At 59.0% G+C, this 12,760-nt stretch carries 9 protein-coding genes; 4 read left to right on the top strand and 5 right to left on the bottom strand.

The annotated features are described in order from the left end of the window. Positions 1 to 115: 115 nt before the first annotated feature. From VEG30_09010 to bfr, 3 genes are all read left to right on the top strand, one after another. Positions 116 to 1,411, top strand: coding sequence for a GGDEF domain-containing protein (locus tag VEG30_09010; GenBank protein HXZ80055.1), 1,296 nt, complete (start codon positions 116 to 118; stop codon positions 1,409 to 1,411). A gap of 379 nt (positions 1,412 to 1,790) precedes the next feature. Further along, a complete protein-coding gene (locus VEG30_09005) occupies positions 1,791 to 2,333 on the top strand; it encodes a hypothetical protein (GenBank protein ID HXZ80054.1) in 543 nt (180 codons plus the stop codon). 127 nt (positions 2,334 to 2,460) lie between these two features. Then, positions 2,461 to 2,940: a bacterioferritin gene (gene bfr / locus VEG30_09000; protein HXZ80053.1), complete on the top strand. Its 480-nt coding sequence runs from the start codon at positions 2,461 to 2,463 to the stop codon at positions 2,938 to 2,940. 35 nt (positions 2,941 to 2,975) lie between these two features. On the opposite strand, the gene VEG30_08995 is transcribed toward bfr, so the two are convergent. The 4 genes from VEG30_08995 to VEG30_08980 form a co-directional block, all read right to left on the bottom strand. Beyond that, entirely contained in the window at positions 2,976 to 3,977 is a 1,002-nt protein-coding gene (locus tag VEG30_08995; protein ID HXZ80052.1) for a zinc-dependent alcohol dehydrogenase family protein, read from the bottom strand. Between the two features lie 493 nt (positions 3,978 to 4,470). Next, positions 4,471 to 5,781 carry an SEL1-like repeat protein gene (locus VEG30_08990; GenBank protein HXZ80051.1) on the bottom strand — a complete coding sequence of 437 codons (1,311 nt, stop codon included), beginning with the start codon at positions 5,779 to 5,781 and terminating at the stop codon, positions 4,471 to 4,473. Between the two features lie 182 nt (positions 5,782 to 5,963). Further along, a complete protein-coding gene (locus tag VEG30_08985; GenBank protein HXZ80050.1) occupies positions 5,964 to 6,674 on the bottom strand; it encodes a DUF169 domain-containing protein in 711 nt (236 codons plus the stop codon). A 283-nt stretch (positions 6,675 to 6,957) separates the two neighbouring features. Continuing rightward, positions 6,958 to 10,437: a carboxypeptidase regulatory-like domain-containing protein gene (locus VEG30_08980; protein ID HXZ80049.1), complete on the bottom strand. Its 3,480-nt coding sequence runs from the start codon at positions 10,435 to 10,437 to the stop codon at positions 6,958 to 6,960. Between the two features lie 601 nt (positions 10,438 to 11,038). Between VEG30_08980 and VEG30_08975 the strand changes: the two genes are divergently transcribed. After that, a complete protein-coding gene (locus tag VEG30_08975) occupies positions 11,039 to 11,545 on the top strand; it encodes a transposase (GenBank protein HXZ80048.1) in 507 nt (168 codons plus the stop codon). A 544-nt stretch (positions 11,546 to 12,089) separates the two neighbouring features. On the opposite strand, the gene VEG30_08970 is transcribed toward VEG30_08975, so the two are convergent. Then, positions 12,090 to 12,760, bottom strand: a 671-nt coding sequence (locus VEG30_08970) for a hypothetical protein (protein HXZ80047.1), incomplete at its 5' end; no start/stop codon positions are given.

Here is a 12,760-nt window from a genome sequence, read left to right as displayed (position 1 = left end):
GGCGGACCAATAGCATGCTCGGCTGGGCCTATCCCCTTCGTCACCTCCCCGTATCACAGGAGTAATGGGCTCGCACAAAGCCCGACCGGGATAATACTTGGGGGCAGGCAGAGTCTTGAGCGAGCTAGCGCGAATTTGGCCGGAGAAACGTGAGCTTCTTTATCTCGCGGCGTTTCCTGGCGGGCTCTCGCTGGCGATAGCCGGCCTGCTGCTGGCCACGGGAATCCTTCCGGCATCCAACTATTCTTTTCTGCAGTTCTACTTTGACGCTGTCTTCGCCATGGGAGTGTTGCTGGCGCTGCGCTTTCACTCCAGCCGCACGCTTTTCGGGCTGCTCACGCTGGCGATTGCGATCCAGGCGCCACATCCTCCGGCCGCTCCCGCGTACGCTGCCGTGGTGGCGTTTGTGTTGCCGCTGATGCTCGCGATCTTTGCGCTGTGGCCGGAAAGCGGATTCAGCCTGGTTGCCGTTGCTCCACGCTTTGTCGCGCTGCTGGCGGGTTGCGCGTTCGTGGCCGCGCTTTCGCGTTCTGAGGTGGCCGATATCGCTGCCTCGTTCAAGGCTCACCTGGTCCCCGCGGCATGGACCGCGTGGTGCAGAGTTCCGCAGCCAGCAATGCTGGCCTTCCTAGGCGCAGTGATGGCAATTGCGGTCCTGTTTGCTATCCGCTGCAAGACCATCGAAGCGGGATTCTTCTGGAGCGTGGCCTCCTGCGGTATCGCAATGCAGTTGGGCATGGCACGTCCCATCTCGCGGGCTTTCCTGATCACCGCCGGCCTAGTGCTGGTGATCTCGCTGGTAGAAAACTCCTATCGCCTGGCGTATCACGACGAACTCACCGGACTGCCTGCACGGCGCGCTCTCAATGAGGCGATGCACTCGCTGGATGCAAAGTTTTCGGTTGCCATGGTCGACGTGGATCACTTCAAGAAATTCAATGACACATTCGGGCATGACACAGGCGATCAGGTGCTGCGCATGGTAGCGGCGAGGTTGGGCGGGGTAAATGGTGGGGGGCGCGCGTTCCGCATCGGGGGCGAGGAATTTGTTCTGCTCTTTCCGGGAATTCCGCTGCGCGATGCTTATCCACATCTGGAAGAGGTTCGCAAACGAATCGAAGACAGCAAGTTCGTAGTCCGAGGACCGGACCGTAAGCAGCGCTCGGCGCAGGACCGGCAGTTCACGGGAACTCGCGCAAGCAGTCTCACGGCGAAAGAAGTCTGTGTGACCGTCAGCATCGGCGCAGCCGAGCCGCATGCAAGCGGCGAGAGTCTGGAACATGTGATGAGGCTGGCCGACAAGGCCCTGTACAAAGCCAAGAAAACTGGGCGCAACCGCACAGAGATGGCCGGGGTCAGGGCGTCGGCGCGCAAATCCGCTTCCACCGGCGGCAGTTCGCAGATGGTGTAGGGAAACTGATAGCCAGAAGCAGGATCGGGTGGCCCACTCAAGCCCTCTTTTGGCTTGATGGCAGGTCGGCTGGGGCAAGCGAAATGCAGAGATGCTTCGTCCGCCACGCGGGCTCAGCATGACACTGCTGGGGCTTCTGCCGGTGAGTACCCGGCAAGGCTTGCCTATCCGGTTCGGCATCGTCTGCCCAGCTATTTCTTCCACAGTAAGTCGAGGGATAGAGATACCGGCCAAGTTCTTCGAAAATGAGGGAGTTTGGCTTTTCGAACCAGAGTTCGTTTGGCAGCCGACCTGCTTGATTCACGGCGATAGAGCGGCAGCTGAAGTTCCGACTCAGCCGTGCCGATAAGAAGTACGAAGAAAGTTTGAAGGAGAGGTCATGTCAGTGTCAGGCATTTCCAGCAGCTCGCTTTTTGATTTCGGCCTTCAAAGCATGCCAAAGCGGATGCAGCAATTTCGGCAGGAGTTCCAGCAGCTTGGCAAGGATCTGCAGTCGGGGAATCTGTCGGCGGCACAGGCGGATTTTGCCAGTCTGCAAGAGCTCCAGCCGAAGGCAAACTCAGCTTCTTCTGCCCAGAACAGCAATCCCATCGCACAGGAGTTCCAGCAGCTATCGCAGGATCTGCGGTCAGGGAATCTTTCGGCTGCTCAGCAGGATTTCGCGGGGATCCAGCAGAACTTTCAGAGCCAAGCCAGGCAGGTGCATGGTCATCACCATCATCATCACAGCGGTGGCGACAGCAATGGCATAAGTCAGATGCTGAATCAACTCGGCCAGGCCCTCCAATCCGGTGACCTGTCCGCTGCGCAAACGGCGTATAGCACATTGCAAAAAGAGTTTCAGCAGTTTGACCAGAGCAGCGGATTGCTGACGCCGGGGTCATCGGGTTCCAGCGCAGATGGGCTCTCGGTAAACGCCTAGCCGTTGTCGCGGCGGGACGTTGGCGTCTGTGCCTTGAAGGCGAACATCCGGCAGGATCCCTCTGTGCCCTGCGTCACAGCACTTCCGTTTGTCCAGATCGCAATATGGGGGGCGAACGGAGCAAACCATGCATGGCAACCAGAAGGTGATCGAGCGGTTAAACGCAGCTCTGGCCTCGGAGTTGACCGCGATCGTGCAGTACATGACGCAGTCGGAGATGTGCCACAACTGGGGTTACAGGCGGCTGGGCGAGCTCACCGAAGCCCGCGCTATCGAGGAGATGAAGCATGCGGAAGGGCTCATCGAGCGCATCATTTTCCTCGACGCGATTCCCAGTGTCGATGTCGGTTTGAAACCTCAGCTCGGCAGCAAGGTGCAGGAGCAGATGGAGATTAACCTGAAAGACGAGCAGGACGCAGTGCGACAGTACAACGAAGCAGTGAGGATCTGCGTTGAGGCCAGAGACGACGGCTCCAAGATGTTGTTCGAACACATGATTCAGGACGAAGAGCGGCACGCGGACTTCCTGGAGGCGCAGCTGCACGCGATCAAGGAGATGGGCACGGCTGCCTATCTCGCACAGCAGTTGCAGGGCAAAAACGATTGACAGCGTGCCTGGGTGGGGATCCGCGGGGATCAAGATTACTCTGAAATTTGCAGTACGCCTGCGCCTTCGATGCGGCTGTGCTTCAGATGCTGGAGCGCCTGATTGGCCTGCTCCAGTGAAAACACCTGAATTTCACTGCGAACCGGAACTTCGGCAGCCAGCTCCAGAAACTGGCGCGCGTCCTGGCGGATGCTGTTGGCGACGCTGCGCACAATTCGTTCCTCGTAGAGCAGGCTGTAGTCGAGGGCGGGAATCTGTGACATGGTGATCCCGGCGAGCGCCAGCGTCGCTCCCTTACGAAGATGACCAAGCGCCAGCGGCACCAGCGAGCCTGCTGGTGCAAAGATGATGGCGGCATCCAGCAGTTCGGGCGGACGATCCTCCGCCTGACCCACCCAGGCTGCACCCAGGCGCAACGCGAGCTCGCGATGTGCAGCGGCGCGCGTAAATACGTAGACCTCGCATCCCAGGTGACGCGCGAACTGGATCACGATGTGCGCCGACGCGCCAAAACCATAGAGCCCCAGGCGGGCGCCAGCGCGCGCTCCGCTCAGTCGATAAGAACGATAACCGATGATTCCCGCACAGAGCAGCGGAGCGGCGGCTTCGTCGGAAAAAGCGCGCGGGATCGGATAAGCGAACGCTTCGTTTACGACCGTGGCTTCGGCATAGCCTCCATCGACGTCATAGCCGGTGAAGCGCGCGTTATCGCAAAGGTTTTCCTGGCTGGCACGGCAATAGCGGCATTCGCCATCGGTCCAATTCAGCCAGGGAATCCCGGCGCGATCCCCTTCCTTGAAAGCTCGTGATCCTTTGCCGACTGCGTCCACCAAACCGACGATCTGATGACCGGGAACGACGGGAATTTTGTGCAGCGGCAGGTCGCCTTCTACGGTGTGAAGATCGGTGTGGCACAGACCGCAGCAGTGCACGTGCACGCGGATTTCACCATCCCCCGGCGTTGGTTCGGGAAGCTCGCGCAACTTCAGGGGACTTTGCTCAGCCGGTGCGGCCTGGGAAAGGACCATCGCCCGCATGTATCGGAGTCTAGAGGGCTGTCCTGGGGGGCAGCAAGCATTTGGGGAAAAAGAGAGGCGGGCCTGGTTTGACCCGCCTTCTTACACATAGAGAGAAGGGTTTCGAGCTAGCGCTGTTAAGGAGGAGCAAGGCGATTGCCGATCGAAGGGCGGGCTCTATTTGCTTAGGCGTCAGAGACTTAGATTGAATTCGTGGGAGGATGGTCAACCGCCTGGAGGTGGCATAGTGCATTTCTTTGCACATCAGAGGGAGGGCGTTTTTCCCAGGGCAAGAAGCAGGTCCCTTCCAAGCGCGATTGGATCGCTGGGGCGAATCCAATCGCTTGGTTGGCATGACAGGAAGCAGGATCGGTGATCGGGTGAAGTGAGAAGTGAGTCGAGGCCAGGCCTCGAGCTGAACGGACGAGACGTCCCTTCCCGCGTTTTGCCGTTCGGGGAGCCGCATAGTTTCAAAGTACAGATAAATAGCAGGCCCCCCAAGGCGACCAGAGGCTTAGTGGCGGGTCGGGTGCTCGGTCAGCCAGGTGGTGATTCTTCGCTGTGCTTCCTCAACCTGATGTGGGGTCATTATCTGCTGTAGTTCTTTGCGCGAGCGCTCGCTATCCTGATTGCCCGCGGCTGCCGCCAGGCTGTACCACATGTAGGACTGAACATAGTCGAGGCCGACCCCGCGGCCGGCGCGATAGAGCTGACCCAGGTTCGCCTGCGCGGCGACATTGCCCTGCTCGGCTGATTGCAGGAACCATTTCTCTGCCTCTCGTTCGCTGCGCGTTACTCCTGCACCCATGAGGTATAGGAAGGCAAGGTTCGCCTGGCCTGCCGCGAGCCCGCGATCGGCGGCTGCGCGATACCACTTTGCCGCCAGCGCATCATCGCGCTCCACGCCTTTTCCCGAGAAGTAGCAGGTTCCCAGATTGTTCTGGGCCATCTCGAAGCCCTGTTCCGCCGACTTCTGATACCAGGTGAATGCCTGAACAAAATCTTTTGAAACACCTTTTCCCAGTTCGTAGAGATAAGCCAGGTTGAACTGCGCCGCCGGCAGGTCCTGCTCAGCCGCCGCGCGGTACCAGCGCGCGGCTTCGCCATAGTCGCGTGCAATGCCGTGTCCCTCGGAATAGAGGTGGGCCAGATTGTTCTGCCCGGAAGCATCTCCCTTTTCCGCGGCGAGCCGGTACCAATGAAGTGCCGCGCTGTAATCGACACTCACTCCGTTGCCGTGCTCATACATGTGGCCGAGATTCGTCAGCGCGGGTGCATAGCCCTGCTCCCCTGCTGCCCGGTACCAGGAGAGTCCTGCGTTATCGTCGCGGGCAATGCCCAGACCCTCGGCATACATAAAGCCGAGGTTGTTTTGCGCGGCAGGATCGCCCCGTTCTGCCGCTTGCCGCAGCCAGCGGACCGATTCAACATCGTTGCGCTCTACGCCTAACCCGTGGTGATAGAGGTATCCGAGCGCGGTCTGCGCACTCGCGAATCCCTGCTCGGCCGCGGCCCGGTACCACCGCACCGCCTCGGCCAGATTGCGCGCGACCAATCGGCCGCGGTCATAAGCAAGCCCCAGCAGATACTGCGCCTCGACACGGCCGGAGAGCGCCTGCAATCGAAGCTCGTCGAACTTACTGGAGGTCACACCGAGCAACTGGCTTTCGGCAGGAGGCGGAGGGGGAAGAGCGGCGACCTCACGCGTCTCTTTTTCTTGGGCCAGAGCAAATTGCGACAGAGGAGACAACTGGCGCGGAACTGCTACAAAGGCGATTAGCAGAGCGGCAGCAATCGGGGCAGACTTGCGCTCCAGTCCCAGCATCTGCGGCCTCTTCGGAAGAAGTCAGCCGTTCAGACAAGGGTGGCGCGATCTTCACCACACCAAGCGAGAAACGGGAGGGGCGCATTGTAACCCGAAATGCAGACGCTTCATCCCTAATTTTCGCGGAGTAGTCCCCGGGGACGAGATTTGGCTCAGAAGCGGCGGATGGCTGTGACCAGGCTTTATTCAGTAGCCAGGGCTTTCCGGCGGGCGGCATGGTACTGCTGCAATTCGGCATTTGCGGCCACAATGGCTTCGAGAGCGTGGATGAACTGAAGAAGATCGCGTCCAGGTAGCGCCAGATAAAGTTCATCGTCGGCCAGGGTGGTATAAACGCGATTGCCGATACATCCTGTGCTGGCTACGGTTCCGCTGGCCATCGCCGCGGGAATGGCCATGCAGGTAGGGCGGCCGAGCGTGGGTGTCGCAGCAGCGATGCCGGCGCGGATTGCGGCTTCGTAGGCGAGCATCAGCTTGCCCGGCGTGCCGCTGCAGATCACCACGTCGGGAGCCACTGGTGTGTCACCCAGGGGAGCGTAGTTGATTACTCGCGGCTGGAATTTCAGTTGGGGAATCTTGCCGACTTCCTCCATCCGGATGTACCCAATCCCGGTCATGAATCCGATGGTGTCGGACAGTTCCTGTTGGCGTTCCGCGGGAAGCGGGATGTTGTGGGTGTGACTGCCGACGGCGCAGTTGTAATGATCGGAGGGCACGGTGTAAAACGTCTTGCCCTCGGCCGCCAGGCGCCAGTAACTGCAACTGGAAGGCTCGGAGCCTTCGAACTTCTGGACTCCCGGCGCAGGGGTCTCCAGGAATGCAATCGCTACCGGCGGCCGCTTCAGGTCGAGCGAATCCAGCAATATCTTTTCGAAACTCTTGTAGTCGCGCATGGATGTTTTCCAGTTGCGTGACGATGATACAGGAACCGCAGGCTTCAGAAACAGGGTCGGATGAAGTGGGAAGTGATCGAGGCTCGGCCTCGACCTGAAGGGGGGACGTCCGTTCCCACGTTTCTGTTATTTCCACTCAAAAGCAGGTCGCTCCAAGCGCGATTGGATCGCTGACGCGATTCAATCGCCTGGTCGGGATGACAGTGCGAGGGGGCTTTGCAGGGCCGAAACAAAGAAGGGGATGGCCGAAGCCATCCCCGAAAAGCAGCCAAGGCTGCAAGAACTAGAAGGTCACACGCAGCGCGAACTGACCGAAGCGGCGCTCGTCGTGATTGCCGCCAATGGCGTTTACACCGAGGCCGCCTTTCAGTTCAGGCACTGTGATGGCGTTGGTGCCGTAGTTAAACACGTCGAGGTTCAAAGCGTTGACATAGAAGTTGTGGTGGTTGAGGATGTCAAATCCCTCAGCCCGGAACTCCAGCTTCACGCGCTCGGTGAGCGCAAACGACTTGCTTGCGGCAAGGTCGAACGTCCATGCGCCCGGGCCGCGGAAAGCATTTCTGCGGCTCATAGTGATCGGGAACGGCCCGAAGTCTGAGACACCCAGCACCGGATCGAAAGGAGCCTGGTCGCCACTTGGCAGCGTAAGAGCTGTGAAAAGATTGGGCGCGGTTGCCGTGGGTGAAGAACTCACGGAATAGCTGGTGATCGCGCCGTTTGGCGTGTAGCGTGGAATGCCGAAGCCGGATCCGGCGTTTATTGAGTTGATGGTGTCATAAATGGAGAACGGCGTGCCCGAGCGTGCCGAGAACACCGGCACTAGGGTGTAGCCGCCCAGCAATTGGCGCTTCCAGCCCTTTCCCGTCCTGTACCACGGCGTCTCCCAGATCGGCGTGATCGAGACACGGTGCCGGATGTCGAAATCCGAGCTGCCCCAGTCGAGTCCGGGGTTGCGCGGATCGAGATATCCGAGGTTGCCGATACCGTTCGATGCGCCGCCGGTGCTGTCTGAGAAGGTTGAGCTCAGATCGTCGAGCGAGTGCGACCAGGTGTAGTTCGCCACCAGGCTCAACCCCGTGTGATGCAGGTTAGTGCTCTGGAAGCGCAGGTTCAGAGCGTTGTACCGCGACCCACCAAGGCTGCCACGGGTGTTGATTCCCGAATACTGCTGGTTGGGACGCGTGCAGATGCCATTGGCAAACGAGTCTCCGAGATAAACCTGCCCACCGCAGAGTTGGTTGAATGCCGCGATATCGTACAAGTGAACGCCGTGTGCGCCGGAGTACTCCACCGCGAACACGGTCTGGGGCGCCAGTTCCCGTTCCACGGCCAGGCTCCAGAACTGCGTCTGTGCCACCTGGATGTCCTGGTTCACGTGCCGCAGACTGGAGGGAGAAAGCGGGACCGAACCGGTGGACCCGGCAAATGGGCCAAGGTTGTCATTGGTCACCGGAATGGGAGCACCCAGGTTGCCTGGCGTTAGTTGCACGCTGGCGTAGTTCGGCGGGTTCTGGATCACGTTGAAGGTCACGTTGCCGAAGTTACGCTCGTAGCTGATGCCGAATCCGCCACGGAGACTGGTCTTGCCGTCGCCAAACAGGTCCATGGCAAAGCCAACGCGCGGCGCCACCGTACCCCAGCGTGGGTTCCACAATCCGCCTACACCACTGTTGGGCACGGTCTGCACCGAGCCGTTGCGGACCTGCTCATATACGTCGCTGCCCGAGCCATAGTAGAAGTTGGAATCAAGATTGGGATCCACGTTGTGCTGCACTCCGTAATGCTCGTAGCGCAGGCCGTAATTGAGAGTGAGTCGCGGAGTCATGCGGAAGCTATCCTGGGCGAAGATCGCCCAGTCGTTGTAGCGATAGGAGCGCGAAAAACTCGGCGACGTGGTGGGCAAGGTGAGTGTGCAATCCGGGGTTGCGATCAGCTGGTTGGTGTTGGGATCGCGCACGCAGGGGAATTTGTTTTCCGGGAAAACCGCCGCCTGGAACAGCGCCAGATTGCCCAGCGCCAGATTGTCGAAGCCCTGCGCGTTGCTCAACCCGAGCTCCTCCACGCCCTGGGCGTACGCTCCGAATGCACGATTCATCTGCTGGTAGTCATAGAGACCGCCAAACATGAGGTTGTGTCTTCCTTTGGTCCAGGAGACTGTAGGCGCCACCTGGAAAACATTCTGCGGGCCGCCAAAGGGCAATCCGCCGGCTCCTGCGAACTGCGCGAACAAACCTGGCAGCTGTACCGGCGTTCCATTGACGCTGGCCCCGCTGGTGATCAGCAATTCCGGCACATTCTGCTGCGCTTTGTCGTAGGTGTTCACGAAGTTCACGCGGCTGGCGCTCAGCTTGACATTTGCCAGCAACGAGTTGCTGAACGTGTGACTGATCGAGAACAGTCCGCTCTGGTTGTAGGAGGAGTCGCCAACGTCGTATTGCGGATAGGGAGTGGCGAAGTCCGCGCCGATGAAGTTGTCGATGTTCTCCAGAGCGTAGCGGAAGAACATCTGAGTCTTGTCGCTCAGGTTGAAATCGATGCGCCCAATGATGCGGTAGGTGTTGGTGGGAACGCCGCCGCCCGCATCCGCCGGTGCGCTGAAGTTCACCAGGCCCAGCGCCGGCAGGGAAGACGGAAGCGCGGAGAAGGCGCCGGTCGAGCCTACGGCGCTCGCCACCTGTCCCGCGTTGAGCGTGCTGGCGAAGTTGAAGGTGTTCGCGCCGTACGTGCTAAAGAAGTTCTGCACGTTAGGCGGCAGCGCCGCCAGCAACTCCGGCGTGGGGACATATGAGCTCAGGCTGGCGTTGCTGCGCACCCGCGTCCACTCCGTGCTCTGGAAGATGAACAGCTTGTTCTTGATGATCGGTCCGCCGATGTCGTAACCGAACTGGTTGCGCGTGTACTGGCCCTTGGGAAGGTCCTTGGACGAGTTGTCGTACGTATTCGCCGTGTAGGCGGCGAGGCGGTTGAACTCCCATGCCGACCCGTGGAAGTTGTTGGTGCCTGATTTCGTGCTGACGTTAACCACGCCACCCGACGCGCGCCCATACTGCGCATCGAAGTTGCTGGTGATGACGCGGAATTCCTGCACGGAGTCAACCGGAATCTGCTGTCCGACAGTGGCGGTGAACAGATCGATGTTCTCCACGCCATCGAGCAGAATCTCGGTGCCGGAAGTGCGCTGACCATTAATGGCATAGCCGACGCCGCGGCCAGTCGTGTTCTGATCGCCGCCGGAAGCGGTGCGGTCACCGCCGCTCACATTGCCCGATACAGCCACAAAGTCGTAGGGATTGCGCGTCAGGCTGGGCAGTTGCGCCACCTGCTGCGGCGTGATGATCTGCGACAGTTCTTGGGTCTGGGTGTTGACCTGCGTGCCGCCCTCGCCGATCACCTCTACTACAGTTTCCGCATGCGAAACACCCAGGGTGGCGTCGAGGGTGACGTGCTGTCCCACCGTCACCGTAGTGCGCGCGTTGTACTGGGCGAAGTTCGGCGCCTTGACCGTTACCTCGTACTGGCCGGGCTGCAGCGCCGGGATGTTGTACCCGCCCTGGGTGTTGGTCTGCGCCGTCCGCTCGGCACTGGTAGCAACATTTCTGGCAGTTACAGTGGCATTGGGAATGACTGCGCCAGAGGCGTCGCTCACCGTGCCGGCGATCGTACCCGTATCGACCTGGGCCATTGCCTCGAGGGCAAACAGCGCCAAGCTCAGCAGCAAAGCCAATAGCATGCTTCGGGTGTGCTTAGAATTTGACTTCATCATTTCTTGACTCTCCGATATGCGTCATGCGCTGGAGAGGTCTCCAGCGGCGGCTCGAGGAAAGGTTTCGCTTGGAAGGACAATCTCATTACAAGCTCACGAAGTGATCCCGTCGGCTTACAAGGTCATCCCTGACATTCGCAGTTTGGTAACCAAAGAGTTAATGGGACAATTGCGCAGGATACGGTGACGAGGTTCGACTGACCTGTGATGCTCGGCCCAGCCGCGCTCAGTTATTCAGAAATTGGAAGATGCAGGGGAGAAACAATCCATAAGAATGGAGGAGATTTTGTGACAATCCCGCGATAGTCGCGGTTCGTGCTTAGAGGAAAGCGCGTAGTCCCGGAGTGATCGCGGACTGACGTGCATCACAGGATGTTCTGTATTTGGTGGAGCAGGCCTTCAGGCCTGCATTGGAAGAGCCACAAGGATGAGGGCTTCAGCCCCTGAGTTGCTTTTGCCTGATACACAAAAATGTTCCACAAGGCGGAAGGCCCGGCTGAGGCTCAGCTCCACCCAAATCGGAACCTGCTGATGAATAATGGAGGCTTAGGGATTTGGGGTCTCATGTCGCGAGCGTCAAAATTGTGCTAAGAATCGTGCTATGATCATTCCCCTCCGCGGTCATACCAGCGAGTCAACCTACTTCCTGACTGCATCCACCTATTGCAAGCAGCAACTGCTTCAGTCCGAGCGCTCGGCACTGTTACTCATTGACGTGCTCTACCACTATCGCGAAGAGAGTAAGTACCTATTGCATGAATTTGTAATAATGCCTGACCATTTTCACCTGCTGATCACCCCTGGCTCCCGGGTCACTATCGAACGCGCCATGCAGTTCATCAAAGGGGGCTATTCCTTCCGCGCAAACAAGGAGCTAGGGCTCACAGGCGAGAAATGGCAGACGAGCTTCCACGATCGACGGGTGCGAGATGCAGTCGAATCTCAGAGATACCGAACCTACATTCACGAGAACCCAGTACAGCGGAGACTGGTGGGAGTCGCACAACACTATCCCTATAGCTCGGCCAATCCGAAATATATTCTGGACGCAGTTCCGCAGTGGCTCAGACCAATGGCTGGTGAGCAGGTTTCATACTTCAGGGGCTGAAGCCCTCATCCTTACAGCTTCTTCTGATGCAGGCCTGAAGGCCTGCTCCACCCTCGCGCACGGTTAGCGCTCACTCCTTTACGTCCGATAGAAAAGAGCAAACGCAAGATCCTTCGACTTCTCGCCCGCGAGCCGCGAAAGACGTAGGTCGGAAGAATTAGACCGACGCTCACCCTCAGCAAACTAAAAGCCGGTTTGCTGGGGACTCCGGGCGCGTCGCCCAGGATGACAGCCTGAAGTTCTGAAACCTCCCGTCCGTTCACATCTCTCATGACGGGGTAGAGCAGGCCTTCAGGCCTGCATTGAAAGCAGGTGTAAGGATGAGGGCTTCAGCCCCTGAGGTGCTTTGACTGACACTAGAGTATGTTCAACGACGGCTAAAGGGCTGAAGGCCTGCTCCACCCCTCATGAGTAATGCAGGCGCAGCGGCTAACCAACAAAAGTAATTCTTGGACATTTATGCAGTGGTCTGGGAAGGGAAAACAACAAAAAAAAAGGGGATGAGCTGAGCTCATCCCCCCGAAGCAGCACAAGGCTGCGAGAATTAGAAGGTCAGACGCAGAGCGAACTGCCCGAAGCGCCGCTCGTCGTGGTTGCCTCCGATGGCGTTGATACCGAGTCCGCCCTTCTGAGCCTGGACAAGGGGTGCACCACTAGCGAAGTTTGGAACATCCAGGTTCGAGGCGATGACATAGTAGTTGTGGTGATTAAATATGTCATACCCCTCGGCGCGGAATTCCAGCCCGAACCGCTCGGTCAGCTTGAAAGACTTGGTAACCGCGAGGTCAAAGTTCCAGGCACTGGGACCGCGAAACGAATTCCTACGCGTCATGTCGATAGGAAATGGACCGAAATCGTTGAAGCCCAGGTTTGTATCGAAGATCTCGGTGTTTGCTACTGGCAAGCTCAGCAAGTCGAACTGGTTCGGTCCCGATGCCACCGGTGAGCCAGTGTGGTAATCGGTGATCGGAGTGTTAGGTATGTAGCGCTGCCAACCCGGAACGCCGCAGTTCACGCAGTTGGTGCTGTCGAAGATCGAGAACGGCGTCCCAGAGCGTACGCTGAACACCGGCACGATGGTCCAACCGCCCAGCGCCTGCCGCTGCCATCCCTTGCCGCTACTGTACCACGGCGTTGCCCAGACTGGAGTCAGCGAGAAGCGGTGACGGATATCGAAATCCGAGCTTCCCCAGTCGAGTCCGGGGTTGCGCGGAT

It is taken from the genome of Terriglobales bacterium (genome assembly GCA_035624455.1).
In the GTDB taxonomy this organism is placed as follows: Bacteria; Acidobacteriota; Terriglobia; order Terriglobales; family Acidobacteriaceae; genus DASPRM01.
This window is presented reverse-complemented; position numbering and strand designations above follow the sequence as displayed.